25 protein-coding genes are annotated in these 24876 nt (G+C 67.2%); 5 read left to right on the top strand and 20 right to left on the bottom strand.

Going from position 1 to position 24876, the window contains the following annotated elements; all coding sequences use genetic code 11:
* Positions 1-5: 5 nt before the first annotated feature.
* The 8 genes from AB0L70_RS38500 to AB0L70_RS38465 all read right to left on the bottom strand — a co-directional run bounded on the left by AB0L70_RS38500 (position 6) and on the right by AB0L70_RS38465 (position 7771).
* Positions 6-239, bottom strand: a complete 234-nt coding sequence (locus tag AB0L70_RS38500; RefSeq protein ID WP_363691829.1) for a DUF6167 family protein — start codon at positions 237-239, stop codon at positions 6-8.
* Positions 236-646, bottom strand: coding sequence for a DUF948 domain-containing protein (locus tag AB0L70_RS38495; protein ID WP_363691828.1), 411 nt, complete (start codon positions 644-646; stop codon positions 236-238). Before AB0L70_RS38495 ends, AB0L70_RS38500 begins: the two co-directional genes overlap by 4 nt.
* Before the next feature lie 840 nt (positions 647-1486).
* On the bottom strand, positions 1487-1795 hold the full coding sequence (locus tag AB0L70_RS38490; RefSeq protein ID WP_363691827.1) for a nuclear transport factor 2 family protein: 309 nt from the start codon (positions 1793-1795) through the stop codon (positions 1487-1489).
* On the bottom strand, positions 1795-3159 hold the full coding sequence (locus AB0L70_RS38485; protein ID WP_363691826.1) for a replication-associated recombination protein A: 1365 nt from the start codon (positions 3157-3159) through the stop codon (positions 1795-1797). Before AB0L70_RS38485 ends, AB0L70_RS38490 begins: the two co-directional genes overlap by 1 nt.
* An 86-nt stretch (positions 3160-3245) precedes the next feature.
* Positions 3246-4166, bottom strand: a complete 921-nt coding sequence (locus AB0L70_RS38480) for a hypothetical protein (protein WP_363691825.1) — start codon at positions 4164-4166, stop codon at positions 3246-3248.
* A 5-nt stretch (positions 4167-4171) separates the two neighbouring features.
* The gene (locus tag AB0L70_RS38475; RefSeq protein WP_363691824.1) at positions 4172-4402 is read right to left on the bottom strand and encodes a hypothetical protein; all 231 of its coding nucleotides are present in this window, start codon (positions 4400-4402) and stop codon (positions 4172-4174) included.
* Between the two features lie 60 nt (positions 4403-4462).
* The gene (gene secA2, locus AB0L70_RS38470) at positions 4463-6928 is read right to left on the bottom strand and encodes an accessory Sec system translocase SecA2 (RefSeq protein WP_363691823.1); all 2466 of its coding nucleotides are present in this window, start codon (positions 6926-6928) and stop codon (positions 4463-4465) included.
* A 39-nt stretch (positions 6929-6967) separates the two neighbouring features.
* Complete coding sequence (locus AB0L70_RS38465) at positions 6968-7771, bottom strand: GNAT family N-acetyltransferase (protein ID WP_363691821.1); 804 nt, start codon at positions 7769-7771, stop codon at positions 6968-6970.
* 142 nt (positions 7772-7913) lie between these two features.
* On the opposite strand from AB0L70_RS38465, the gene AB0L70_RS38460 reads away from it, so the two are divergent.
* Complete coding sequence (locus AB0L70_RS38460; protein WP_363691820.1) at positions 7914-8510, top strand: hypothetical protein; 597 nt, start codon at positions 7914-7916, stop codon at positions 8508-8510.
* Between the two features lie 50 nt (positions 8511-8560).
* Here the strand turns inward: AB0L70_RS38460 and AB0L70_RS38455 are convergent, their stop codons facing one another.
* The 5 genes from AB0L70_RS38455 to AB0L70_RS38435 all read right to left on the bottom strand — a co-directional run bounded on the left by AB0L70_RS38455 (position 8561) and on the right by AB0L70_RS38435 (position 13795).
* Complete coding sequence (locus tag AB0L70_RS38455) at positions 8561-10579, bottom strand: GxGYxYP domain-containing protein (protein WP_363691819.1); 2019 nt, start codon at positions 10577-10579, stop codon at positions 8561-8563.
* 184 nt (positions 10580-10763) lie between these two features.
* Positions 10764-11393, bottom strand: a complete 630-nt coding sequence (locus AB0L70_RS38450) for a glyoxalase superfamily protein (protein ID WP_363691818.1) — start codon at positions 11391-11393, stop codon at positions 10764-10766.
* 126 nt (positions 11394-11519) lie between these two features.
* Positions 11520-12476, bottom strand: a complete 957-nt coding sequence (locus AB0L70_RS38445; protein ID WP_363691817.1) for a carbon-nitrogen hydrolase family protein — start codon at positions 12474-12476, stop codon at positions 11520-11522.
* Between the two features lie 81 nt (positions 12477-12557).
* The gene (locus AB0L70_RS38440; protein ID WP_363691816.1) at positions 12558-12911 is read right to left on the bottom strand and encodes a GntR family transcriptional regulator; all 354 of its coding nucleotides are present in this window, start codon (positions 12909-12911) and stop codon (positions 12558-12560) included.
* Positions 12908-13795, bottom strand: a complete 888-nt coding sequence (locus AB0L70_RS38435; protein ID WP_363691815.1) for a hypothetical protein — start codon at positions 13793-13795, stop codon at positions 12908-12910. The genes AB0L70_RS38440 and AB0L70_RS38435 overlap by 4 nt, the downstream gene beginning before the upstream one ends.
* An 87-nt stretch (positions 13796-13882) precedes the next feature.
* Here AB0L70_RS38435 and AB0L70_RS38430 point away from each other — a divergent pair, with 87 nt between their 5' ends.
* On the top strand, positions 13883-14482 hold the full coding sequence (locus tag AB0L70_RS38430) for a hypothetical protein (RefSeq protein ID WP_363691814.1): 600 nt from the start codon (positions 13883-13885) through the stop codon (positions 14480-14482).
* On the opposite strand, the gene AB0L70_RS38425 is transcribed toward AB0L70_RS38430, so the two are convergent.
* Genes AB0L70_RS38425 through AB0L70_RS38415 form a run of 3 tightly spaced genes read right to left on the bottom strand, consistent with a single transcriptional unit; the run spans position 14475 to position 16254 of the window.
* A complete protein-coding gene (locus AB0L70_RS38425; protein ID WP_363691812.1) occupies positions 14475-14903 on the bottom strand; it encodes a VOC family protein in 429 nt (142 codons plus the stop codon). The two genes, AB0L70_RS38430 and AB0L70_RS38425, sit on opposite strands and share 8 nt — an antisense overlap.
* Positions 14900-15352, bottom strand: coding sequence for a helix-turn-helix transcriptional regulator (locus tag AB0L70_RS38420; protein WP_363691811.1), 453 nt, complete (start codon positions 15350-15352; stop codon positions 14900-14902). Before AB0L70_RS38420 ends, AB0L70_RS38425 begins: the two co-directional genes overlap by 4 nt.
* The gene (locus AB0L70_RS38415) at positions 15352-16254 is read right to left on the bottom strand and encodes a proline iminopeptidase-family hydrolase (RefSeq protein WP_363691809.1); all 903 of its coding nucleotides are present in this window, start codon (positions 16252-16254) and stop codon (positions 15352-15354) included. Before AB0L70_RS38415 ends, AB0L70_RS38420 begins: the two co-directional genes overlap by 1 nt.
* 67 nt (positions 16255-16321) lie before the next feature.
* Between AB0L70_RS38415 and AB0L70_RS38410 the strand changes: the two genes are divergently transcribed.
* Positions 16322-16993: a class I SAM-dependent methyltransferase gene (locus AB0L70_RS38410; protein WP_363691808.1), complete on the top strand. Its 672-nt coding sequence runs from the start codon at positions 16322-16324 to the stop codon at positions 16991-16993.
* 59 nt (positions 16994-17052) lie between these two features.
* Here the strand turns inward: AB0L70_RS38410 and AB0L70_RS38405 are convergent, their stop codons facing one another.
* From AB0L70_RS38405 to AB0L70_RS38390, 4 genes are all read right to left on the bottom strand, one after another.
* Entirely contained in the window at positions 17053-17988 is a 936-nt protein-coding gene (locus AB0L70_RS38405) for a glycoside hydrolase family 19 protein (RefSeq protein WP_363691806.1), read from the bottom strand.
* A gap of 101 nt (positions 17989-18089) precedes the next feature.
* A complete protein-coding gene (gene aspS / locus AB0L70_RS38400) occupies positions 18090-19871 on the bottom strand; it encodes an aspartate--tRNA ligase (protein WP_363691805.1) in 1782 nt (593 codons plus the stop codon).
* Entirely contained in the window at positions 19868-21199 is a 1332-nt protein-coding gene (hisS, locus tag AB0L70_RS38395) for a histidine--tRNA ligase (RefSeq protein ID WP_363691804.1), read from the bottom strand. The genes aspS and hisS overlap by 4 nt, the downstream gene beginning before the upstream one ends.
* 13 nt (positions 21200-21212) lie before the next feature.
* Positions 21213-21902, bottom strand: a complete 690-nt coding sequence (locus AB0L70_RS38390) for an MBL fold metallo-hydrolase (protein WP_363691803.1) — start codon at positions 21900-21902, stop codon at positions 21213-21215.
* 236 nt (positions 21903-22138) lie between these two features.
* On the opposite strand from AB0L70_RS38390, the gene AB0L70_RS38385 reads away from it, so the two are divergent.
* Both AB0L70_RS38385 and AB0L70_RS38380 read left to right on the top strand, forming a co-directional pair.
* Positions 22139-23365 carry a DUF349 domain-containing protein gene (locus AB0L70_RS38385; RefSeq protein WP_363691802.1) on the top strand — a complete coding sequence of 409 codons (1227 nt, stop codon included), beginning with the start codon at positions 22139-22141 and terminating at the stop codon, positions 23363-23365.
* 342 nt (positions 23366-23707) lie between these two features.
* Positions 23708-24574 (top strand): hypothetical protein, encoded by an 867-nt coding sequence (locus tag AB0L70_RS38380; RefSeq protein ID WP_363691801.1) that lies wholly within the window; start codon positions 23708-23710, stop codon positions 24572-24574.
* Positions 24575-24876 lie beyond the last annotated feature (302 nt).

The raw sequence follows: 24876 nt of genomic DNA, 5'->3' as shown, positions 1-24876 counted from the left end.
GGGTGTTACCGGTAGTCCTCACGTTCGTTGGTCTCGATGCCCAGAGCGTCGCGCAGCTCGGTCTCCCGCTCCTCCATGCCCTCGCGGACCTGGTCGCCGAAGTGCCGGACCGCGGCGGCCAGCTTGGCCGCCGACTCCTGCAGGCCCTCGGGGGCGAGCACCTGAGCACGCTTCTTCAACCGGGTGACGGCGTACACGCCGACGGCGATCCCGATGATCAGCCAGATGATCCGCTTCACCGCTTCCGTGCCTTCCGCTCGGCCTTCATCTCTTCCCTGACCCGCTTGGCCACGTCGCGTCGCTGGCTCTCACCGAGTGCCTTGCGGACGCCGTACGTGAACGCGGCGGCCTTCACCATCGGACCGCCGGCGGTGGCCGAGAACAGCGACACCAGAGCGGCCGCGTTGGAGGTCACCGTGGTCGCGTTGTCGGTGATCGTGTCGACCTTGGCCAGCTGCGCGTTGGTCGTTGCCACCGTGGTGGTGACCTCGCCGAGCAGCGGAACGCTGGAGTCGGAGACGCCCTTCACCATGATCCGGGTCTCATCAAGGACCTTGCCCAGCTTCAGGATCGGGTAGGCCAACAGGCCCACCAGGATGAGCAGCGCGCAGGCCGCTATCAGCCCCGCGACTTCACCGACGCTCATGGAAAACGATCCACCTTCCCGTTGCGACCTCGTGGACCGCCCGACCTTATCGCGCGCCCTGACCGCACTCCGCTCCAGGACACCATCCCTCACATCACAGTCCCCCACCAAACCGCAACCGAGCGTGCCTGATGACCACCTACAGTTGCCGCCGGTCGGGTGGTCTACTCCGCGGTGCTGGGTGGTGTCGGAGTGGGTTCCGGCGTGGTGGATTCGGTCGGGGTCGGCGACTGCGTCGGGGTGGTGGAAACGGTTGGGGACGGCTCTGTGGGCGTTGTTGGGGGTGGCTCTGTGGGCGTTGTCGGGGTTGGAGACGGGGCGGTCGGGGTTTGTGGTGGTGCGGTCGGGCTTGGGGACGGCTTGGGTGTGGTGCTGGTTGACCGCTTGGCTGGGGAGGGGGTCCGCTTGGACGGTTGTGCCGGCGAGGACGCGGACCAGGGCGGGGCTGGTGCGCTCGGTGTGGCCGAGGGGCGGGGCGTCGGGAACCAGGGTGTCTTCTGAGTCGACAGATTCCGGGCCGGGACTCCTGGCCGCAGCCCCGACCGTGTCGCACCCGAGGTCCGCGCGACCGTCGGCCGCTGGGACGCCGTACCTGCGAACGAGCTGGTGCCCGGCGACGCCTGCGTGGTCGCCGAATCGTGTTTGGCTGGGAACGGGACGAAGAACATGGCCCCGGCCAGCGCGACCACAACGGTCGCGACACCACCGACCTTCACGACCGGCAACCGCCGGCCGAGGTGTCGTGGACCGGATGTCCCGGCATGACGACCTGTGTTGAACTGCCTCACTACCTGACCCTTTCGCCCCCAGGCCGACAGGAAGGCTACCCAGCCGAACGCTTCAATCGAAGCTGACCGTGAGAGTTTTCACTTTGTCGTCGGGGGTCCAGGTGAGCTGCATGGTGCCGGTGTCGCCGCCTGACCAGCGGAAGCTGACGGTGTCGCCGTCGGTTCCTGCCAGGGTCATGGTTTCGGTGGGCGGATTCTCGCGGTACGCCTCGGTGATCGCCGTACGGCCTTCGAACGGGCCGGCCGGGACGCCGACGAACGACATCCGGGCGTCGTCGGCGAAGCGGGTGCTGAAGGTGTCCCAGTCGCCGGTGGTGACGGCGTGGTTGAACGCGTCGACGTGGTCGGTGGTGCGGCTCATCAGCGGTCCCTGAGGATCTTGCGGATGTTGGCGACACGATCGGCGTACGCCGCTTCGCCGCCGTGACGGGTGGGGTTGTAGTAGTCGGTGCGGTCGACGACGTCCGGGGCGTACTGCTGCGGGACGATGCCGCGCGGATCGTTGTGCGAGTACTGGTACGACGAACCGTGGCCGATCTTCTTGGCTCCGGCGTAATGGGCGTCGCGCAGATGCGGCGGCACCGGGCCGACCTTGCCGGCCTTCACGTCCGCGATGGCGGCGTCGATCGCCATGATCACGGCGTTCGACTTCGGCGCCAGGGCGAGCGCGACGACGGCCTGGGCGAGGTTGATCCGCGCCTCCGGCATGCCGATCAGCTGCACCGCCTCGGCTGCCGCGATCGCGACCCCGAGTGCGGTCGGGTCGCCCATCCCGATGTCCTCGCTGGCCGAGATCACCAGCCGGCGCGCGATGAACCGCGGATCCTCGCCGGCCTCGACCATCCGGGCCAGGTAGTGCATGGCCGCGTCCACATCCGAGCCGCGGATCGACTTGATCATCGCCGAGGTCACGTCGTAGTGCTGGTCGCCGGCCCGGTCGTACCGTACGGCGGCTCTGTCGACCGCTGTCTCCAGCGTCTTCAGATCGATGACCTTGGCGTCCTTCGCCCGCGCACCACCGGCGGCGGCCTCCAGGTAGGTCAAGGCCCGCCGAGCGTCTCCCCCGGCCATCCGCAGCAGGTGAGCTCGCGCGTCGTCGGCGAGCTCGAACTCGTCGTTCAGGCCGCGCTCGTCGGTCATGGCGCGATCCAGCAGTACGGCGATGTCGTCGTCGGTCAGGGATTCGAGCGTGAGCAGGAGGCTGCGGGAGAGGAGTGGGGAGATGACCGAGAAGAACGGGTTCTCGGTGGTTGCGGCGACCAGTGTCACCCAACGGTTCTCGACGCCGGGCAGGAGCGCGTCCTGCTGCGCCTTCGTGAAGCGGTGGACCTCGTCGATGAACAGCACGGTCTCGACTGCGCCAGTACCTCGGGACAGATCACGGCGGGCGGCGTCGATCACCTGCCGGACGTCCTTCACGCCAGCGGTGACGGCGGACAGTTCGACGAACTTGCGGTTCGTCTGGTGCGAGACGACGGCCGCGATGGTGGTCTTGCCGGTGCCAGGTGGACCCCAGAGGAGCAGCGACATCGGCTGATCACCTTCGACCAGCCGGCGCAGCGGTGAACCCGGCGCGAGCAGGTGCTGCTGCCCGACCAGTTCGTCCAGACTCCGCGGCCGCATCCGCACAGCCAACGGCGCGGCCGTGTGATCCACATCAGCCAAACTCCCGCCACCCCGGGCAGGCGCGGGAGCACCCGGAAGATCGAACAACCCATCACTCACAACCAGAGCTTATCCAGCTCCACCGACAACCCCGCCCTCACAGGCTCGTTGGTCAGCGGCCTGGGCCATTAGCGGGCTGGGGTTGGTTAGCGGGACGGGCCGTCTTTGCGGGGCCGCGCCGTACCCAGGGTTCGGGCGTCTCGGCGACCGAACGGGTTGTCGCCGTCCAGGCTCTCGGTCGCGTTGGTGCGGACGGAACGTAGCTGTGCCTGGGCCGAGTCCACCCGGTCGTACACGTCGTCGCGTTGTCTCCAGATCTCCAGCGTCCGGACGAACATGTACGCCGCAGCCGGTGCCTTGAGAACCATTTGGACCCACTCCGGTGTGGGCGTCAGATCGATGCTGGTGGCGTACGCGATGTACCCGGCTGTCAACGACCCCTGCTGGGCGAGGAAGTGGCCCCGGTCAACGGCTGCTTGTCGCGCGGCCAGGCGATTCCGGTCGGCCGTGAGCTTCTGACCGTGCTGAACGAGATTGTCCGCGGCCTTCTGGACCGGCGTGCTCATCTGGACCTTGGCGCCCACCGCGACCACGTCCCGGAGTACGGACGCGCGGGCCAGGCGGGTCAACGACTGCTGCAGCCACTCTTGTCCGTTCGGGACAGTCGCGCGGCCGCCGTACGAATCCTCGAAGTCCTGCCGGAAATCCTCGATGCCCTTCTTCAGCTCCCCTTGCCGGGCGAAGAACGTGTCGGCTTTAGCGCGGATGGTGGCTCCCTGCAGCGTCACGCCCCATTTGTTCTCGGGATCGTGCGCCAGGTGGGCGGCGGCGACCAGAATGCGTTGTGCATCGGACGCTTGACTGAGCTCCACCTCGTCCAGGCGGAGCTCCTTCCAGCAGTACTTCAGCAGATTGGCCGTCTCCTGCGACCGGGCCGGGTCGTCGGACGGGGCCCGCCGCTCGAACTTGTCCAGCGCCAGCAGCGCTTCGGTCGCGAGCAGATCCATCACCGTCTCGGCCGCGGCGACGTCGTCTTCCGAAACCGGGTGCCTGCGTCCGAGCGCCATTTCAGCTACTCCCACGCACCGTCAACACGCTCGGCCCGAGCCCGCAGCCGATCGAACTCCTCCGCCAATTCGGCGTCAGCGAGGACGTAATCGGCGCCATCGGGTGCGTCGGCAGGCACATACCACCACTGCCCGTCGTACCAGGTGGGCCCGACCTCAGCCCCAGCAAGCAACGGCACAGCCGCCCCCGCAACCACCAACTCCCGAACCTCACCAGCCGACCTAGCCGAAGTCACCCCCCGACCATAGGCCCCAACAAGCTCACCCGGTACGACGCCTTTTCGGACTGCACCGACTTACTTCTTGGCGTCCGGCGTCTCGTCCCCTTCGTCAGCATCACGAAGTTCTTCGGGCAGCTCGTCGTCGGCGTCGCGGAGTTCCTCGGGGAGGTCTTCCTCGTCGAATTCTTCGGGGAGGATCTCTTCGGCCTCGGCGGAAGATTCGGGCTTGATGGCGTTGCGTAGGCGACCCAGGATCCGGTCTGCCTCGGTGCCGAAGGGGTTGTCGTTGACCAGGTAGGTCCAGGTGGCAGTGGGCCGCTGGATTCCGCTCGCGTCCTCGTCCAGCCCGTCCGCCGTGATCTCGGCGGTCTTGAACGTCTCGACCGCGTCGTCCCAGGAGTCCGCGATCAGCGTGTCGAACGACGAGATCGCCGACTTGTTGAACTCGTCGATCGGCTTCAGGTGCACGATCCCGCCGGCCAACGACCGCAGGTGGATCCCCTCGCGCAGATCGGCCAGGTACGCCAGGTGGTCGGTCCACCGCCGGTCCAGCTGACGCAGGGCGATCCGCCGGGCGGCCGACTTCACGACGTCCTCCCCGACCTCCTCGACAAGTTCGTCGTACCGCTCCTTGGCCCGTTCGGCCAGCTCCTCCGCGGCCAGGTCCTCGGTCAGCACCTTCTCCCGGGTGTCGAGCAGGATCGCCCGCTGCTGACCCGTCAACCGGTGGTACGACCAGGTCGTCCGGTGCAGCTCCGCGTTCGCCCCGTCCGCGACCCGCTGCGCGTGCTCCAGCACCCCAACCGACTTCCGGTCGCTCAGCCGCCCGCTCTCGTCCGGGTGCGGCCGCAGACCGGACGAAACGGAGTACTTCGTCACGAGCTCGTCCGCAAGGCTCGCGAAGAACAGCGACCCGCCTGGGTCACCCTGCCGCCCGGCCCGCCCACGCAGCTGGTCATCCAACCGCCGCGAGGCATGCAGCCCGGTCCCGATCACATACAGGCCACCGAGCTCGATGGCCTTCTCCTTGTCATGGGACTCGTCCCGGCCGCCCAGCCGAATGTCCGTACCCCGGCCGGCCATCTGCGTCGACACCGTCACCGTCCCCGGCACACCGGCCTCCGCGATGATCGACGCCTCTTCAGCGTCGTTCTTCGCATTCAGTACGACGTGTGGGATCTCGGCCGCCTCGAGCCGGTCGCTCAGCTGCTCCGACTCCTCGACACTGTGCGTCCCGATCAGGATCGGCCGCCCGGTCTCGTGCACCTCACCGATGTGCTCGACCAGCGCCACGTTCTTCTGCTCGACCGTCAGGTACAGCCGGTCCTGGTCGTCGATCCGGATGTTCGGCTTGTTCGGCGGTACGACGGCAACGTCGACCTCGTAGAACTCCCGCAGCGACTCCCCGACGACAACCGCCGTACCCGTCATGCCGCACAGCGTCTTGTAGCCGGTGACGAGCGCCTGCACGGTGATGCTGTCCAGCACCTCACCGGAGTCACTGACCGGCACGGCTTCCTTCGCCTCGACCGCGGCCTGCAGACCGTCGGGCCAGCGCTGCAGCTTCGCGATCCGGCCGCGGTTGTTGTTGATCAGGCTGACCTTGCCGTCACGGACCAGGTAGTCGACGTCCCGGCGCAGCAGCGCCTCCGCGTGCAGCGCGACGTTGATCTGGGTCAACCGGTCGAGGTTCTCGTCCTCGTACAGGTTGATCCCGCCGAGCGCCTCCTCGATCTTGTCGGTGCCCTTGTCGTTCAGCGCGACCGTGCGGCCGTCGCCGTCGATGTCGTAGTCCACGCCCGCGCGCAGCGTCCGGACCAGCTGGACCACGTCGTCGTCCAGCTCCTCGGTCCGGGTCGCGCCGGCGAGCACCATCGGCACCCGGGCCTCGTCGATCAGCACCGAGTCGGCCTCGTCCACCAGCGCCACATCCCGCTCGACCGTCACCCGGTCGGCCACGTCGGTGACGAGCCGGTCCCGCAGTACGTCGAACCCGATCTCGCTCACCGGGACATAACAGACCTCGGCCTGGTACGCCGTCCGCCGTTCCTCCGGCGAGGATGCCTGGCCGACGTGTGACACGGTCACCCCGAGCAGCTCGTACACCGGGCCCATCCACTCGGCGTCGCGCTTGGCCAGGTAGTCGTTGACCGCGAGTACCTGGACCTTGCGGCCACCGATCGCGTACCCGGCCGCGGCGATCGCGCCGGCCAGCGTCTTGCCTTCACCGGTGGCCATCTCGACGACCCGGCCCTGCAGCATCGCCAGCGCGCCGACGACCTGGCCGTCGAACGCCCGCTCGCCGATCGCGCGCTTACCCGCGTCCCGGGCCAGCGCGAGGAACTCGATCTGCTCGTCCTCGTGCAGCCCGCCGGTGGTGCGCAGCTCGGCGACCGACTCGGTGAGCTCCTCGTCGGTCAGGGGCAGGACCGACTCCTCCGCCTCGCCGACCAGCTGGGTGAGCCGCTCGTACGGGCCGAGATCGATCGAGCCGGGGCGCTGCAGCAGCCGGCGAAAGCGAGACGCGATTTTCAGGGCCATGATCCGGAAACGTACAGCGTCCGACGGTCGTTCCGCAGGTCAGGTCCGGGGTGTCCATTCGTACGGTGTCGTCACGGTGACGCCGTACAGGCCGAGTTTCTGCAGGATCGGGCGGGAATCCTCGGAGGCGTCCACCCGGAGGAACTCGTACCCGCGCTCCTTGGCCAGCCGGGCCCGGTGCCCGAGCAGGGCGCTGTAGATCCCCTGCCGCCGCCACTCCGGCAGCGTGCCGCCACCCCAGAGGCTGGCGAATCCGGTCCCGGGGTGGAAACGGATCCACGCGGCCGACACCGCCGGACCGTCCGGCCCCTTCAGCGCGTCCTCGACCAGGAACACCGACAAGCGGTCCGGGAACATCCGCGCCTCGGCCGCCAACCGCTCCTCGATCCGCTCCGTGCCGTTGTGCCACAGCGCGTCCGTCAGCGCCGCGATCCGGTGATAGTCGGCCGGTTCGACCGCCTCCCGCAGCCGGACCTTCGACGGCAACGCAGACGGTCGCTCGAGGATCCGGTCCACCTCGCCGAGGATCAGCGTCTCCGGCTCTTCCCGGCTGAACCCCGCCGCGACCAGTCGCTCACCGAGGTCGGCGGGTTCGTCGTACGCGTACGTCTTCCACTCGAACGGCAACGCACGTTCCCGGAAGAACGCCACCTGTCCCGCGATCACCGCATCCGGGTCGTCCCCCAGTCCCCGCGGCGTCTCGACGAACCCGGCACCGTCCGGACCTTCGACGTACGAGCGATGCACCAGCCCGTCATGTTCCTGCTTCCAGCCGGGGATCGCGTCGGCATCCGGCAGCCGGATCCGGCGATGGAACACGTCGAGCAACTCGTCAGGCGTCATTTGCCCATCGTGCCCGCCCGGCAACGGGTTTATCCGGTCGCCGCGCGTGCGCGATCGAGCACCGGAAATCACCAGGCTCGAAAGTAAACCAGTTGGCCACTGGTGTCGTCCAAGTAAATGTCCATACAAGGGGGAAAACAGCATGAAGATCCACCACCTCACACCCAAGACGATCCTCGCCGCGCTCGCCGTCATGGCGATCCCCGCGGTCGCGATCGCCGCACCGGCCGTCACCGGCTCGACCTCCGCCCGTACCGCCACGGTCGCTGCCGTCTCCTGCCCGACCGGCTGGGGATCGTTGCCCGAGGCAAACAGCCGGATGGCGCCAGGATCCGTCACCAACGTCCGCACCGGCCGGCACGCCTGCTTCGACCGCCTCGTCGTCGATGTCCGTGGCCGCACCGCCCCGGGGTACGACGTTCGCTACGTCAACAACGTCTACACCGACGGCGCCGGATTCCTCGTCCCGCTCCGCGGTGGGGCGAAACTGCAGATCGTCGTCCGCGCTCCGGCGTACGACGGCGTGACCGGTAAGCCGACGTACCTGCCGAAGAACGGGAAAGAGCTGACCAACGTGGCCGGCTACACCACGTTCCGTCAGGTCGCCGCCGCCGGCAGCTTCGAGGGGCAGACGACGGTCGGGCTCGGCGTCCGCGCCAGGCTTCCGTTCCGCGTCTACACGCTGGCGGGACCGGGTTCGAACACCCGCCTCGTCATCGACGTCGCGCACCACTGGTAAAGCCCCACACCGCGGTCGCCCGGATCCCCCATCCGGGCGACCGCTTGTGTCTACAGCACGCGGTTCAGCAGGTCGTAGAACGTGTTCGCGAGGACCAACTCGTACGGATCGCCGAGCAGTGGCGCGAGCTCCGCCATGTCGGTCGGCGTCCAAGACCAGGCATTGATCAGGCCCGAGACAAACAGCGGGCTGGCACCGTCCCAGTTCGCGATCCGCTGGTCGAGCGCGGCCTTGTACTCGGCGGCCTTACCCGGAGCACCCCACCCACCGGTGATCGGCAGACCGCCCTGACGGATGGTCAGCGGGTCGCCGTCCCAGGTCTGCATGATGCCCTTGACCGGCGTGTACTTGACGAAGCCCGCAGCGATCTCCTCGGACATGAGGATCCACTTGTCGTCCTGCCGGCCTGTGTACGAGTAGATGACGTCGAGCCCGGTACGGCGCATGAACGTGCCGGTCATCTTCAGGTACTGCGTCAGCTCGGCGGACTGCCACGAGCCGGGGTACGTGTACCCGCCGCCCGACGGACCGCAGACCAGGAGGTCGTTGGCCGTCGCAGTCCGCTGGAAGTGGCTGTACAGACCGGGACCAGCCTCGGCGAGCAGCGGGCTGATGGTCCAGTTGCTCGGCGCCTCGCCACGCTTCGGGTCGTCCCACATGTCCCGCAACCGGCGCTGGCAGTACTGGATGTTGTCGCCCTCGCCGAACGTCAGGGTGACGTACACCTTGTTCTTCGGCTTGCTGATCCGCCGGACCGGCCGGGGCTTGTCCGAGATCGGCGCGGTGAAGCCGGAGTGCACAGTGCCGTTCATGTAGAAGTCCGCCGCGACCACCGGCGAACCACCCTTGCTCGCGAGATCGACACCGTCCCATTCGCCGGAGACGTCGTTCGCGAACCAGCCCATGTACAGCGCCAACGTGGGCCACTTGTTGAAGTGCTCGATCAGCAGATCCCCCGTCTCACCGCCCGGCGGCAGCCAGCTCACCAGGGCCTTGGTGGCCACCACGTAGTCGCGGAAGTACGGGAACGGCTCGATCCGGGTCGGTGACGTGTCGGTCGCCGTGACCAGGTACTGGTTCCACATCGTCACCGTCACCACGAGGGACGTCGTACCGGCCGGTGGTTCGAAGCGGTAGATGAAGTAGCCGCCGCCGTCGCTGAAGCGGTTCGCGTCACCACCGATCGACGAGTTGACGCCGTCGAACAGGTACTGCGCCTCCTCCGGTGTGTCCGGCAGGAAGTGCGCGATCTCGGTCCCGTTCGCCTTGACCGTGACCTCGGAGACCGAGGGACCCCAGCCGTCGTCGGTGAACGAGTCCTGGAACCGGACGAAGACGGCTTCCTTTCCGAGCTTCGCCGAGACGTCGAGGTCGTAGCTCCCCTTGTTCGACGAGTCCCGGATCTGCTGGGTCTCGCGGGCGATCTCGGTCCACTGGACATTCTCGACCGGGACGACCCGAGTCGGCGGGAGGCCGGCGAGCAGCTTCTTGGTGACCTTGGGGAACAGGTTGTCGAGCTGCCACCGGTACGTCTTCACGCGGTCGTCGTCGAACATCCCGCGCAGGTCCTTCACGATCCTCAACCCGTGCGCCTTGGCCTGATCGGCGTCGGCGACGACCGCACTCTCGAGACCGGCCAGCGTGGTCGCGACGTTGAGCGAGTCCGGTACGGCGGGATCGTGAACAATCGCGCCCCGGACGCGATGGCGGTACTTCGCCACCAGGTCCAGCGGGTTCTTGTACAGCTTCGTGGGCAGATGCATGTCGGTCAGCCACTTGGCGTCCGGCGTACTCATCGTGCCTGTGTCGTAGAGGAAGTACAGCTCGGGTTGCGTGCGGTTGACGACGCCTTGCAACGTTGTCAGCAGCGTCTGGTCGCCACCGCTCAACTTGCTCACGTCGCCGTAGTCCAGGTGTTTCGGGCGGTTGAACACCGGCAGCAGCCGAGCGGGGCTGCCGGACGTCGATGAAACTGCAGCCTGCGCCGCGGACGTAAGGCCCGGAACCACCCCGAACCCACCTGCCGTCACCGCACCACTGCCCGCCAGGAACGTCCGTCTCGAAACCATCGTGACCACTCCCTGAGGTTGACATCGATGTCAAATCTGGCCGGACAGTAGCAACGACAAGACCCTCTGTACATACCTCACCACAACGTCGCCCCAGGAATCTTGGAATCGTTTCCGCGAGGGATGGTCCGACCCACGCGTGATCGATCGGCCCGTGAGGTGGATCGTGTGGCTGCGTTTGGACTCAGCCGACGAATGCGATGGCGTTGCCGTCTGGGTCTCGGACGATGAAGTCGGTGCCGCCCCACGCTTGTTTGGTCAGCTTCTGGACGATCTCGGCGTCAGCGGCCTGATATTCGGTATAAAGCTCGCGTACTTTCGGCGTATCGACGAACGCCATGATGAGACCTTCTCGTTCCGCGGCACCGGCCGCGAACACCGGCTCGTCTACGAGCTTCAGGTGCAAGGTCGCGCCGTCGCGCGACACCGAGCCGTAGAACGGCGGATTGCCGTGCACGAAGTCGATCCGGAAGCCGAGCCGGTCCCGATAGAACGTGGCCGAAGCATCGACGTCGGCGACGTACAGCACCGGCTTGGCGCTCGCGACCGCCGTGTCCTCAGTCTTCGGCTGCTCGCTGGTTGGCGGCGCCGCTTCCGTGCTCGCCTTGAGTTCGGCCCAGTTGGCGCAGCCCGCTTCGAGGGCGATGATCTCCTGGGCTTCGCCGAGGGGAAACTTCAGCGCGAGCGCTTCGCGGTCGGACAACGTGCGATAGCGCTCGAGCTGCCGGATGCGACCGCCGATCGAGAAGTTCCCCTCGCGGTGCCAGCGAACGAGCAGTTTCGCCTGCTTCTTGTAGGTTTCGAGCTTGGGCATGGCGCTCCCTCTTCGGTCTTGAAGTAGGTGGGCCTTGCCCTTCCGGCTTGCTGCCGCTGCGCCCTACGACCGGGGTTGAACCCGCGCCTGCGGCGTCGAGATTACCACAGCGCATCGGCCCCCGGCCTAGTCCTCGGGGAGGCTGTTGTGGAGTTTGGTGATGATGGGGCGGGGGGTGGTGTCTACGGCTAGGCGGAACAGGTCGGGGCGATGGTAGTGGCCTACTGGATCGAACATTCGGCGTGCCGAACGGACCTTGGCCAGGTCCAGTTCGGCGGTCAGGATGGTTTCGGCGTGACGGGCGGGGCCGGCGAGGAGTTCGCCGTTGGGGCCAACGATCACGGTGTTGCCGGGCTCGACCCAGTCGGGATCGTCCGGGTTGGTGCGCCACACTCGGTCGCGGTCGGGGAAGTCGGCAGGGATCTGGTCGACGCGGAGGACCGGGTTCGCGCCGATCACATAGCAGCGGCCCTCTCGGGCTATGTGCCGCATGGTCGCGATCCAGCCGTCACCCGTTGCCAGCGTCGGCGCCACCCACACGTCAACGCCCTGCGAATACAGGTAGAACCGGGCCAGCGGCATGTAGTTCTCCCAGCAGATCAACCCGCCGATGCGCCCGAACGGAGTCGGGTACGTCTCGAGCGTCGACCCGTCACCCATCCCCCACACGGTCCGCTCCGAGCCGGTCGGCATCAGCTTGCGGTGCGTGCCGATAAGGTTGCCGTCGGCATCGAAGTACAACAGCGTGTTGTAGATCGTGCTCCCCGTGGCCTCACGTTCGTTGATCCCGATCACCAGATAGACGCCCGCTTGCCGCGCCGCAGCCCCGAGCCGATCGGTGGCCTCACTCGGTACGACGACAGCCTGATCGGCCAGCATCGCGAACCATTCCTCGTCCCCGTCCCAGATCGGCGGCCCGTCGATCCAGATCGGCGTACCAGGCACGAACGCCTCCGGAAACACGACCAGATCAGCCGCCCGTACGGCGGGATCGGCCAGCAACTCCTCCACCTTGGCAAGCGTCGCCTCGCGATCCATCAACACATACGCCGCCTGCACAGCCGCAACCGTCAACGTCATCATCTCGCCCCCTCCCAGGACGATACGCCCGCGGCCGGCGTGGCATCAGTCCTCAGCGCAACGAGGCGGGCCCACTCCCCCGGGTTACCAGGCTTGGTGGAGGAGTTTGGTGGCTTCGGGGAGGGACAGGTTGGCTCGGCGGGCGGCTCGGGCGAAGACGGTGGCAGCGGCTCGGGTTTCTTCGTCGTCTACCCGGCTTCGGGAGGCTAGGACGAAGGTGCCGTTGCGGCCTCTCGTTTCCACCAAGCGCTCGGCTTCTAGTTCTTTGTAGGCCCGGGCCACCGTGTTGACGGCGAGTCCCAGGTCGCCGGCCAACTGGCGCACAGTAGGCAGCCGCGTCCCCTGGGCGAGTTCGCCGGTCCGGATCAGGCCGTCGATCTGATCCTTCACCTGTTCGTACGGCGGTTTGCTCCCGCCGGGGTCGACCGTGATGATCATCCGACGACTCGCTGTACTCGCTGCAGGCCGCGGCGGCTCGCAGCTACCCCCCACATCACACACATCAGCCCCACGGCCACCAGGAATAGCACCTCGGACAATGGTTCGGCAAAGGCTGGGGCGTCGGCGGGCCACTGGAAGGACATCGGGATCGACGCACCGAGCAGCCAGCTGACTGTGATCATCGAGGAGCCGAGGTCGCGCAAGGTGGTGGCGCGCAAGGCCTCCTGCCAGTGCAGCTCGGCCTGACGACCCGACGGCTGGTTGACCCGCAGAGCCATCCGTTGCAGGGCGGCGCCCACGGCCCACAGCGGTACGGCGGCCAGCCCGCTGCCGATCAGGATCCAGCCACGGACCGGCTTGTCGTTGCTGCCGAGTACGACGATCCCGAGCCCGACCGCGACCAGCGGCAGCACGAGCGAACCGTAGTGGATGGCGATCTCGATCGGGCTCAGGTAATCGCTCAACCGGCGCGGTCGCAGCGCCGCCATCCTGGGACCGTCGATCCGGGACGCCCGCACGGTTCGGTAGCTCAGCCCGAGGGTCGCAATCCCACCCGCGGCAGACGCGGCCGCGACCATCCAGGTCAGCAGCCGTACATCGATCACCGCACCGGTCTCGAACCCGATGTCCATCCCGACATACGCCAGTACGACGATCGCACCGCCCGCCAAGGTGCCGGCCAGGAGGCCCAGGAGCAGGACCGCCTGACGACGCTCGTACCACTTCAGCGCCGACTCGACGAGATCGCGCTCCGGCGGGAGACCGCCGCGGGCGACCAGCCGGTCGACCTCGGTCTTGGCCATCTTCCGGCGCTGCGTCCACATGATCCCGGTCGCGATCACCATCATCGCCACGATCCACAACACGTCCACCTGGCTCACGTCCCCTCGAGTCGTTTGTACCAAATGTATTGATACAAAACGCAGAGGTCAAGTCCGGTGACCCTCCGTTGCCCGACAGTAGGGGCCATGTCGTACTCGGGGCCTCCTCAGCAACAGCAGCCGTACGCACCGCAGCCGGCACCGGCGAGGAAGCGGGCCGGCCTGCTCCTGCTCGGACTGATCGCGGTGCCGCTGGTCGTCGTACTGGTGCTCGTGGTCGTGCTCAGCCGGACCGGCGTGATCGATGCGGGACCGTTCGCGAAGAAGGCGCCGAAGGTTGCGCCGATCACCCAGTTCCCGGCGTCCGCCGGCGGTCTGTACAGGGTCAACGCCGGCGAGATCCAACAGGTTCCGGTACTTGCCGGGAGCAAGTACGAGTGGCGCAGGAGCACGCTGTACGCCACGGTCGCGCCCGGCGAGACCAAGCCGGCCAAGGAGTACGCCGAGTACATGGTGGACGCCTACGGCTCGATCGACGACGTGAAGGACGCCTTCAGCGATCCGAAGGAAGTGACCGAGGTCGGACCGGGCGTCTGCGCGACCTGGGTTCTCGGCGAGGGAGTTCTGAAGCGGCAGTGCGGTGTGAACCGCGGCAGCATCGTCGTCATCGTCGAGGGCCCGTACTTCGGCCGGGACGACCAGAAGCTCGTTGGTTATGCCAACGCCGTCATCGAGAAGGTCAGCTGAAATCCTCGTGGGTGTAGGGCTTCTGCTCGACCAGGACGAGCCAGTTGCCGGAGTTGTCGCGCAGGACGGCCTCGACGCCGTACGGGCGATCGGACGGTTCCTGGATGTACTCGACGCCCTTGGCAACCAGTTCGGCGAAGGTCTTGTGACAGTCGTCCGTGGCGAGCCCGACGCCGTGCATCATGCCCTTGTCCATGATCCGGCGGATCGACCCGGCCGACTCCTCGTCCATCGGCGGACCGGGCAGCATCAGCGCCAGCTCGAGTTCGGGATGGTCGGCCTGGTGCACGGTGCACCAGCGGAAGTCCTCGCTGAGGGTGATGTCCTCCCCCAGGACGAACCCGAGCTTGTCGGTGTAGAAGGCCTTCGCGTCGTCGATGTCGTTGACGTAGACGGTGACCAGGCTGACGTTGGTGATCATTGTTCCTCCTCGACGTTGGTACGACGGTAGGCCTCCGAGACTCCTGGTTGCTTCTCCGGAATTGCGGAGTCCAGCCCGAGCATGAACACGAAGCACCCCGGGATCCGCGCACCGGTCTGGGTCCGCTGATAAGCCGACGGCGTCATCCCGACCAACTCGGTAAAACGCTGCGAGAACGACCCCAGACTGCTGTACCCGACCAGCCCACACACCTCGGTCACCGTCAGGTTCGTCGCCCGCAGCAGATCGGTCGCCCGCTCGATCCGCCGCCGGGTCACGTACTGCATCGGCGTCTCGCCGTACTCGGCCGCGAAACACCGTAGGAAGTGGTACTTCGACACCCCGGCAGCGGCCGCCAGCCCGGCCAGGTCGAGCGGCTCGGCATAGTTGCGGTCGGCAACATCCCGGGCACGCCGCAGATGCGCCAGCAACTCCCCCGGAACCGGCATCATTCGCCTCGCAGGAACGCTTCCACAACCTCGACGTACCGCTGCGGCTCCTCGACGTTCGGCAGGTGACTGGACTCCGCGAACACCTCCCAGCGAGCGCCCGGGATCTGCTCCGCGTACGGCGCCACGCACACGGGCTGAGCCTCGTCGTACGCACCCGACAGAACCAGCGTCGGTACGGCGATCTCCGGCAACCGATCGACGATCGTCCAGTCCTTCAGGCTGCCGACGACGTGGAACTCACTCGGCCCGTTCATCGTGTGGTAGACGGTCGGATCGGCCTCGATCGATCCGAACGCGGCCGCCACCTCCGGCGGATTCGGCACCACTCGGCAGACATGCTTGTCGTAGAACACCTTCATCGCGGCGGCGTACTCCGGCGAGTCCGTCGTCTCCGCGTCCTCGTGCTCACGCAACGTCGCCTCGACCTCCGCCGGCAACTGCGCCCGCAACGACTCCGCTGCCTCGATCCACAACGGCATCGAGGCCGGCGAGTTCGAGATCACCAGCCGCTTCAGACCGGCAGGACGTCGTACGGCGTGCTCTGCCGCCAACATGCCACCCCACGACTGCCCCAGCAGGTGGTAGTCGTCCGCGATCCCGAGCTGATCCAACAGGTTGTCCAGCTCCTCCAGGAACAGGTCCACGGTCCAGTACGACGGCTCCGCGTCCTGCAGGTGGGTCGAGTTGCCGCACCCGATCTGGTCGTAGTGGATCACCGGCCGGCTCGACGCGAGAGCGGTCAACGACAGCAGGTACTGGTGCGTCGCGCCTGGTCCACCGTGGGCAAGCACCAGTGGAGTGATTCCGCTGCTCAGGTCACCGGTGATCCGGTACCAGGTCTCGCCGTCGGAGAACGGCACCCGCCCTTTGCTCGTCGACGGCCGGATCTGGTACGTCATCGCGGTCCTTCTTTCGGTGTGGGCCGAAGGTTTGGAGACCGCCGGCCGACGGGTGAACCTTGATCGTATGAGAGTCGGACAGAGTGGGACCGGGCCAGGAGCGCTCACGCCGGACGGAAGCGCTGTCGAACTCTACGAAGTCACGCCGGTGCACGGTGAGGACCAGCTGATCAACGCGGCGATCGAGCCCGGTAGCAGCATCCTCGAGCTCGGCTGCGGAACCGGTCGGATCACCCGGCCGCTGCTCGCACTCGGCCACCAGGTGCTCGCGGTCGACGAGTCGCCCGACATGGTCGCCCGGGTGACCGAGACGGAGACGATCTGCTCGTCGATCGGCGAACTCAGGCTGGACCGCCGGTTCGACCTGGTGCTGATGATGTCGTACCTGATCAACGTCGCCGACGACGAGGAACGCCTGCGCCTACTGCGGACCTGCGCGCACCACGTTCGGCCCGGCGGCACGGTCCTGCTCCAGCAACAGGTCCCCAGCATGCTGCGCGGCCCGTCGGTGCTGGAGAACGAGCATCGCCGGATGGTCGTCTCCGACGTCGAGGAGCTTCCCGGCAATCGCCAGGCCGCGACGCTGACCTACACGATCGGCGGCCGCACGTGGTCCCAGCGGATCCTGACCCAGAACCTCTCCGAGGAGCAGTTGACCAGCCAACTCGCCGCGGCCGGCCTCACCCTGACCGACTATCTGACCCTCGACCAGACCTGGGTCCGCGCGCGCCCCAGCTAGCCGCGAACCGGCCGGACCCCCACTTGACGGGTCCGGCCGGCCGCGTCGGCTGAGGAGGGTCAGCCGAGTCCTCCGCCGTTCTTCGCCAGGGCGTCGAACTGCGGACGGGTCAAGTGGGTCGTGTCGCCGGTGAGGTTGACGGGGCGGGTGCAGATGACGCCGTCCGGGACCGAACCGGTGAGGTAACGGATCGCGTTCATGAACGAGTCGCAGCGGCGCTGGTCCTCGGTGCCGGCCGGGTAGCCGATGGCGGCGTTGACCCGGCCCATGTCGAGGTTGTCGGCGTACGGATTGATGTTGCGGGCAACGGTCCAGTACCAGCGGGCGATCGGCGCGCTCCACTGCAGGGACATGGCAAGGTCGGGATTACCGAGCAGGTCGATCCCGAGGTACTGGCCGGCCGGGCCGTAGTTGAAGTCGCCGGTCAGCTGGATGTAGCCGCGGCCGCCGTACGGGCGGGTGTCGCCGATCTCGCGGATGTTGTACTCCAGCCGCGACTCGTGCACGAGCGTGGCCAGGAAGGCGGCCTTGCGGTACGGCGTGTTGATGTTCGCGTCCCGCATTGCCTGGTTCAGCGACGGGAGGCCGGTCTGCACGATCGACGGGTTCGCGATCCGGCTGCCGAACATGGCCTGGACGTCGGCCAGCGTGATGTCACCGGTGGGCGGCGGCTCGTCACCACAGACGGGTACGCCGGGGAGCTGGTCCTCGGGGATGGCGACGTACGCGACGGTGACGTAGCCACCGAGGGCCGGGACGTGCGCCCACCACCTGCTCGAGCCGCCGGAGACGGTGACGAGGTCGCCCTCCTTCTGGCAGTCCACGTCGATCGACGTCGGACCGGGCAGCGTGGTGACGACCGCGGCGGACAGGTAGGCGTCGGCGCGGACGTTCACGCCGCTGCCGTAGGTCTGGAAGACAGTCGCGTACGCCGGAGCCACAGCGGTGACGGTGAGGCCTAGGCCGGCGAGTAGGGCAATGAGAAGACGACGCATGAGCACTCCTGGGGCGGTAGGAGGGGCAGTCGCCGTGAAAACCTAACCAAGCATTCCCACGACGCCGCCAGTTTCCTCCACAACCCCGGGGAGCTCAACCCCTACTTGTCTTTGTCCTTCGGCTCCGGCTTGGCGTCGACGCCGGCTTCCTTGCGCTGCGCGGGCGTGATCGCCGCCGGCGCCGCGGTCAGTGGGTCGTAGCCGCCGCCGGACTTCGGGAACGCGATCACGTCACGGATCGACTCCGTATCGGCCAGCAGCGCGGTGATCCGGTCCCAGCCGAACGCGATCCCGCCGTGCGGCGGCGCGCCGAACTTGAACGCGTCCAGGAGGAACCCGAACTTCTCCGAAGCCTCTTCATCCGTCAGGCCCATCACCTTGAACACGCGCTTCTGCACGTCCTCGCGGTGAATACGGATCGACCCGCCGCCGATCTCGTTGCCGTTGCAGACGATGTCGTACGCGTACGCCAGCGCCGACCCCGGATCGGTGTCGAACGTCGCCAGCGAGTCCGGCTTCGGCGACGTGAAGGCGTGGTGTACGGCGGTCCACGCGCCCGACCCGACCGCGACATCACCGGCGGCGGTCGCCTCGTCGGCCGGCTCGAACAGCGGCGCGTCGACGACCCACACGAACGACCAGGCCGACTCGTCGATCAGCCCACCGCGGCGGCCGATCTCCAGCCGGGCCGCACCGAGCAGCGCCCGCGACGACTTCACCGGACCGGCGGCGAAGAAGATGCAGTCACCCGGCTTCGCGCCGACGTGGTCGGCGATCCCGGCGCGCTCCTCGTCGGACAGGTTCTTGGCAACCGGTCCGCCGAGCTCGCCGTCCTGGCCGACCAGCACGTACGCCAGCCCCTTGGCGCCACGCTGCTTGGCCCAGTCCTGCCACGCGTCCAGCTGCTTGCGCGGCTGGTCCGCACCACCCGGCATCACGACGGCACCGACGTACTGTGCCTGGAACACCCGGAACGGCGTGTTCTTGAAGTACTCCGTGCATTCGACCAGCTCGAGGCCCATCCGCAGGTCCGGCTTGTCGCTGCCGAACCGCGCCATCGCCTCGGCGTACGTCATCCGCGGGATCGGCGTCTGGACGTCGTACCCGACGAGCTTCCAGAGCGCGGTGAGGACCTCTTCGGACAGCGCGATGATGTCGTCCTGGTCGACGAAGCTCATCTCGATGTCGAGCTGGGTGAACTCCGGCTGCCGGTCGGCGCGGAAGTCCTCGTCGCGGTAGCAGCGGGCGATCTGGAAGTACCGCTCCATCCCGGCCACCATCAGCAGCTGCTTGAACAGCTGCGGCGACTGCGGCAGCGCGTACCAGCTGCCCGGCTGCAGGCGGGCCGGCACCAGGAAGTCACGTGCACCTTCCGGCGTGGACCGGGTCAGCGTCGGTGTCTCGATCTCGACGAAGTCGTGCGTGCCGAGGACCTCGCGCGCCGCCTTGTTGACCTCGCTGCGCAGGCGCAGCGCCGCGCCCGGGCCCTGGCGACGCAGGTCGAGGTAGCGGTACTTCAGCCGGACCTCTTCGTTCACCGGGGTCGCGTGGTGCTCCTCGACCGGGAACGGCAGCGGGGCGGCCTCGTTCAGTACCTCGACCTCTTCGGCGATGACCTCGATCTCGCCGGTCGGCAGGTTCGGGTTCGCGTTGCCCTCGGGGCGCGGGGAGACGACGCCGACGATCTTCAGGCAGTACTCCGACCGCAGGCCGTGCGCGGCCTCCTCGTCACGGATGACCACCTGGACCGTGCCGGTGGAATCGCGCAGGTCGATGAACGCCACACCGCCGTGATCGCGCCGCCGCGCCACCCAGCCCGCCAGGATCACGGTCTGCTCGGCGTGCTCGGCGCGCAGCGAGCCTGCGGAATGGGTACGGATCACGAGTTCTCCTCCTGCGTTGCAATGCTTGGACGTAGATCTTCGACCGGCGGGCTCCAGGTCGCGGCATCGGCCGGCACCTGTTCGCCACTGCGGATGTCCTTCACCTCGGGACCGTTCTCGGTGCTGAACCAGACGAACGGAATCCCCCGCCGGTCCGCGAACCGGATCTGCTTGCCGAACTTCGCCGCCGCGGGCGCCACCTCGACCGGGATCCCCCGCTGCCGGAGCTGTGCGGCCGTCCGCATCGCCTCGGCGCGGTCCTCTTCGGCGGTGAGCGCGACCAGTACGGCGGTCGGCGTACTGCGGCTGCCCTTGAGCAGCCCCTGGCTGACGAGCCGGTGCACGAGCCGGGAAACCCCGATCGAGATCCCGACACCCGGGTATGTCGTCTTGCCGTCCGAGGCGAGTGCATCGTACCGGCCACCGCCACCGACGGACCCGAACGACTCCTGGCCGACCAGGTAGATCTCGTAGACCGCGCCGGTGTAGTAATCCAGGCCGCGCGCGATCCGCAGGTCGGCCATCAGCAGGCCCGGAGCGTGCTCGGCGGCCGCAGCCATCACCTGACTCAGTTGCTCCAGGCCCTCATCCAGTACCGGGTGCTCGACGCCCAGCGCGCGAACCTGGTCCACGAACGAGGTGTCCTTGCTGGAGATGTCCGCCAGCTGCACCGCGAGCCGCGCCTGCTTGTCGGTCGCGCCGGACTCGATCAGCCGCTCGACCACCTTCTCCGGGCCGATCTTGTCGATCTTGTCGACGATCCGCAGCACGGTGGTCACGTCGTCCAGGCCGAGCCCACGGTAGAAACCCTCGGGGATCTTGCGGTCGTTCACCTTGATCACGAACTCCGGCACCGGCAACCGGCGCAGCGCGTCCGCGATCACCAGCGGGAGCTCGACCTCGTAGTGGTTCGGCAGCTCGCCGCTGTCGATGATGTCCACGTCGGCCTGGGTGAACTCGCGGTACCGGCCCTCCTGCGGGCGCTCACCCCGCCAGACCTTCTGGATCTGGTACCGGCGGAACGGGAAGACCAGCTTGCCGCTGTGCTCCAGCACGTACCGGGCGAACGGCACGGTCAGGTCGAAGTGCAGTCCGAGCGCCGCGTCCTCGTCGGCGCCGGCCGCGAGACGCCGTACGCCGTAGATCTCCTTGTCGGCGTCCTCGCCCTGGTTGGACAGGCGCTCGACCGGCTCGACCGCGCGGGTCTCGATCGAGGCGAATCCGTGCAGCTCGAACGTCTCCCGGATCACGTCGAGGAACTGCAGCTCGATGATGCGGTCCTGCGGAAGGAATTCGGGGAACCCACTAAGCGGGCTGAGTTTGCTCACGATTTGGCCTTGCTCATATTTTCGGTATCTCCAGGTCTTGCAAGTAGGGGTTGGTCGCCTTCTCCCGGCCGATCGTGGTCTGGCCACCATGACCCGGCAGGACGACGATCTCGTCGCGCATCGGCAGGATCTTGGTGGCCAACGTATGCAGCATGGCCGGATGGTCGCCCCCAGGCAGATCCGTCCGGCCGATCGACCCGGCGAACAACACGTCACCGGAGAAAAGAACCGCGGGCACCTCTTCAGGTCCGTCGTACGGCGTCGTGAACGTGACCGATCCCCTGGTGTGCCCGGGGGTGTGGTCGACGGTGAAGTTCAGCCCGGCCAGCTCCAGGCTCAGACCGTCCTTGAGCTCGGCCACGTCATCGGGCTCGGCGAACTCGTGGTTCCCGCCGAGCAGCATCCGCGCCGTCTCCGGGCTGATTCCCGCCATCGGGTCGGCGAGCAGGTGCCGGTCGTCGGGGTGGATCCAGGCGGTCGCGTCGTACGTCCCGCAGACCGGGAGGACCGAGAACATGTGGTCGATGTGACCGTGTGTGAGCAGCACGGCGACAGGCTTGAGTTTGTTCTCCCGGACCACCTGCTCGACGCCTTCGGTCGCGTCCTGACCGGGGTCGACGACGATGCATTCCGCGCCCTGGCCGGTGGCGACGACGTAGCAGTTCGTACCCCACGAACCCGCGGGGAACCCGGCGATGAGCACGACAGACCTTCCTGAAACGGTTCCGGACCACCCAAGGCTACCGGTGTCACGGCCGTGAGTTCGAACCGGATTGTGACGCAACACCGTTGCGCCTGGGCTGGGAGTTTGTGATTGTTCAGGGATAAGCGTCGGGTTGGTCGCTCGACGCGCCCAGTCAGGGCCCTGTTCGCGCGGTTGAACCGGGGACTGACCAGAATGGGCACGAGCGCAGTACATACCGCCGGAAGGGGCGAGTTGTGGCCGGAGAGAGCTGGGGCCGGGTAGCTGAGGACGGAACGGTCTACGTACGGACCAAGGACGGTGAACGCGCGGTCGGCCAGTGGCCGGATGCGAACCCCGAGGAGGCGCTCGCCTTCTACACCCGCCGGTACGACGCACTGGCGTTCGAGGTGGATCTGCTCGAGCAGCGGGTCCAGGCGGGCACCGTGTCACCCGACGACGCACGAGCCGCAGTGAAGAAGGTGACCAGCTCGATCGAGGAGGCGCAAGCAGTCGGCGACCTCGACGGCCTACGCACCCGGCTGGAGGCGCTCGCCCCACTGGTCACCCAGCAGCGCGAGAAGCGCAAGGCCGAACGCGCCGCGAAGGTCGAGGAGGCACGCTCCGCCAAGACCAAGATCGCCACCGAGGCCGAGACCATCGCCGCCGGCACCGACTGGCGCCACGGCGTCACCCGCCTGCGCGAACTCCTGGACGAGTGGAAAGCACTCCCCCGGCTCGACAAGTCCAGCGACGACGAACTGTGGCACCGCTTCTCTTCTGCGCGTACGACGTACACCCGGCATCGCAAGCAGCACTTCGCCGAACTCTCCTCCAAGCGCGAGGAAGCCGCCGTGGTCAAGGAGCGGCTCGCTGCCGAGGCTGAGACGCTCACTTCATCGACCGATTGGGGACCGACGTCGGGCCGCTTCCGCGACCTGATGCGGCAGTGGAAGGCCGCCGGGCCGGCGCCGCGCGACGTGGACGACAAGCTGTGGGCGCGCTTCCGGGCCGCCCAGGACACCTTCTTCGGCGCGCGCGACGCCATTCAGGCCGAGGAGAACGCTGAGCAGGTGGAGAACCTGCAGGCCAAGGAAGCACTCCTGGTCGAGATCGAAACCATCCTCCCGGTCTCGGACGCGAAGACCGCGCGTGAGCAGCTGCGCGACTACCTCGACCGCTGGGACCAGATCGGCAAGGTCCCCCGCGACTCCATGCGCACCATCGACGGCCGCCTACGCGCTGTCGAGCAGGCCGTGAAGTCCGCCGAGGACGAGGTCTGGAACCGCTCGAACCCCGAGGCTCGGGCGCGGGCTGAGGCTACGGTCAAGCAGCTCCAGTCGCTCATCTCCGACCTGGAGAAGCAGGCAGCCAAACACGAGTCCCAAGGCAACGCCCGCAAGGCGAACGAGGCCCGCGAAGCAATAGCAGCCCGCCGAGAATGGCTAACCCAAGCCCAAAACGCCCTAACCGACTTCAGCTAAGAGCCCCACCCCGCGGTCCTACACGCAGCTCCTACGCCACCCCGCCCACCCGAAGACGGCGCGAGCTGTCGCGCGCTCTTGGCGCTTGCGCGCGATGTGCGCGGCTGTCGCCGCGGCTTGCGGGCTGCCGCCCGCGTTGACTGATCCGTGCTGAGCGCGGGCTCGTGGATAGTTCCAGGTTCGTGTTGTCGGTGGCGTTCGTCGCCTCGCGTGGTTCGCGCGGGTGAGTGACTTGTGTGGGCCTCGGATCGCCGGGGTGGTTTGAGGATCACGTGATGGGTGTTGGTTGGCTCCTGTGGATAACTTTCGGTGGGTGTTCGCGGATTGCGTCATTCTGTTGGGATGTTTGAGTACGACATGCCGTATTACTTCGCCGGCATTCCTTTTACGGCTCGGCAGGTTCCTCGGAAACTTGGGTGGTTGCTTGCTCGTGGGGAGATCCGCGAGGTCATCCGTGGCGTGTACGTCGACGTCCGGGTAACCGACACTCCTGAGCTTCGAGCCGACGCGCTACGGCTCGTCGTTCCACCGGACGCCATAGTCCGTGGACAAGCGGCGGCCTGGCTCCACGGGATCGACAGCACAGCCCTCGGCCCCGAGACCACCGTGCGTCCACAATGGACTTTCGAGGAAACCAGCCCGACGGTTGTCGTTCAGGGCCTGAAGGTCATCAGCCCAGCCGCAACAGCTGTCGAACTCGCCAAGCACCTGAAGCAGCCCTTCGCACTCTCAGCAGTAGACGCGTTGCTCCACTCGAAAACAGTCAGCGCCACGGAGCTCAAAACAGCATCCGCCGCCTACTTCCCCGAAGACGACTGCTCGAAAGCCGCCCGCGTCTGCCGGTACGCCGACCATCGCGCCGCATCACCTGGCGAGTCGTGGCTGCGCTTGCGCCTCCTGGACGCCGGCTTCGGCCGACCAGACCTACAGATTCGCGTCGACGGACCCAACCGCGTCTACCGACTCGACCTCGGCTACCCGGACCGCCCGATCGACGGCCGACGATTGGGGCTCGAGTACGACAGCGACGAATGGCACTCATCCGCGAGACAGCAAGTCCGCGACGAGACCCGCCGTACCGAGCTCGCCGACCTCGGCTGGCACATCATCCCCGTACGGCGAACTGACCTATGGGGCTCGTATCCCGCACTAGAACTCGCCGTCGGCTCCTTCCTCTGCCAAGAACCCAGGCTCCCCCGCCGCTGGTGACAGTCGCGGGGTTGGCTGTTGCTTTTAGCAACAATGGCTGAGTTGGTCCACAAACCGCCTGCTTGTGGACATCATCACACGGTTGTGGATAACCAGATCCCTTGGATATAAGGGGTTTCGGGTTTTGAAAACTGTCGGTGGCGGTGTCTATCGTTGTGGGCATGGAGATCCCGGACGAGCGGCCGATCTGGTCGATGAGCGGCAACGAACTGCTGGCCGCTCTCGACACGAACGAAGCCGCCATCGCCCGCCTCCAAGCCGACCGGATCCGGATGATCGCCCGCCTCGACGAAATCGGCCAC

This window comes from Kribbella sp. NPDC051952, assembly GCF_040680855.1.
GTDB lineage: Bacteria > Actinomycetota > Actinomycetes > Propionibacteriales > Kribbellaceae > Kribbella.
The sequence above is the reverse complement of the archived record's forward strand: the minus strand, read 5'-3'. Positions and strand labels throughout refer to the sequence as shown.

Coding starts and splice junctions, on each gene's coding strand:
- AB0L70_RS38495 (WP_363691828.1), bottom strand. CDS start 646: ATGAGCGTCGGTGAAGTCGCGGGGCTGATAGCGGCCTGCGCGCTGCTC.
- AB0L70_RS38490 (WP_363691827.1), bottom strand. CDS start 1,795: ATGAGCCGCACCACCGACCACGTCGACGCGTTCAACCACGCCGTCACC.
- AB0L70_RS38480 (WP_363691825.1), bottom strand. CDS start 4,166: ATGGCGCTCGGACGCAGGCACCCGGTTTCGGAAGACGACGTCGCCGCG.
- secA2 (WP_363691823.1), bottom strand. CDS start 6,928: ATGGCCCTGAAAATCGCGTCTCGCTTTCGCCGGCTGCTGCAGCGCCCC.
- AB0L70_RS38465 (WP_363691821.1), bottom strand. CDS start 7,771: ATGACGCCTGACGAGTTGCTCGACGTGTTCCATCGCCGGATCCGGCTG.
- AB0L70_RS38460 (WP_363691820.1), top strand. CDS start 7,914: ATGAAGATCCACCACCTCACACCCAAGACGATCCTCGCCGCGCTCGCC.
- AB0L70_RS38455 (WP_363691819.1), bottom strand. CDS start 10,579: ATGGTTTCGAGACGGACGTTCCTGGCGGGCAGTGGTGCGGTGACGGCA.
- AB0L70_RS38450 (WP_363691818.1), bottom strand. CDS start 11,393: ATGCCCAAGCTCGAAACCTACAAGAAGCAGGCGAAACTGCTCGTTCGC.
- AB0L70_RS38445 (WP_363691817.1), bottom strand. CDS start 12,476: ATGATGACGTTGACGGTTGCGGCTGTGCAGGCGGCGTATGTGTTGATG.
- AB0L70_RS38440 (WP_363691816.1), bottom strand. CDS start 12,911: ATGATCATCACGGTCGACCCCGGCGGGAGCAAACCGCCGTACGAACAG.
- AB0L70_RS38430 (WP_363691814.1), top strand. CDS start 13,883: ATGTCGTACTCGGGGCCTCCTCAGCAACAGCAGCCGTACGCACCGCAG.
- AB0L70_RS38425 (WP_363691812.1), bottom strand. CDS start 14,903: ATGATCACCAACGTCAGCCTGGTCACCGTCTACGTCAACGACATCGAC.
- AB0L70_RS38420 (WP_363691811.1), bottom strand. CDS start 15,352: ATGCCGGTTCCGGGGGAGTTGCTGGCGCATCTGCGGCGTGCCCGGGAT.
- AB0L70_RS38415 (WP_363691809.1), bottom strand. CDS start 16,254: ATGACGTACCAGATCCGGCCGTCGACGAGCAAAGGGCGGGTGCCGTTC.
- AB0L70_RS38410 (WP_363691808.1), top strand. CDS start 16,322: ATGAGAGTCGGACAGAGTGGGACCGGGCCAGGAGCGCTCACGCCGGAC.
- AB0L70_RS38405 (WP_363691806.1), bottom strand. CDS start 17,988: ATGCGTCGTCTTCTCATTGCCCTACTCGCCGGCCTAGGCCTCACCGTC.
- AB0L70_RS38380 (WP_363691801.1), top strand. CDS start 23,708: ATGTTTGAGTACGACATGCCGTATTACTTCGCCGGCATTCCTTTTACG.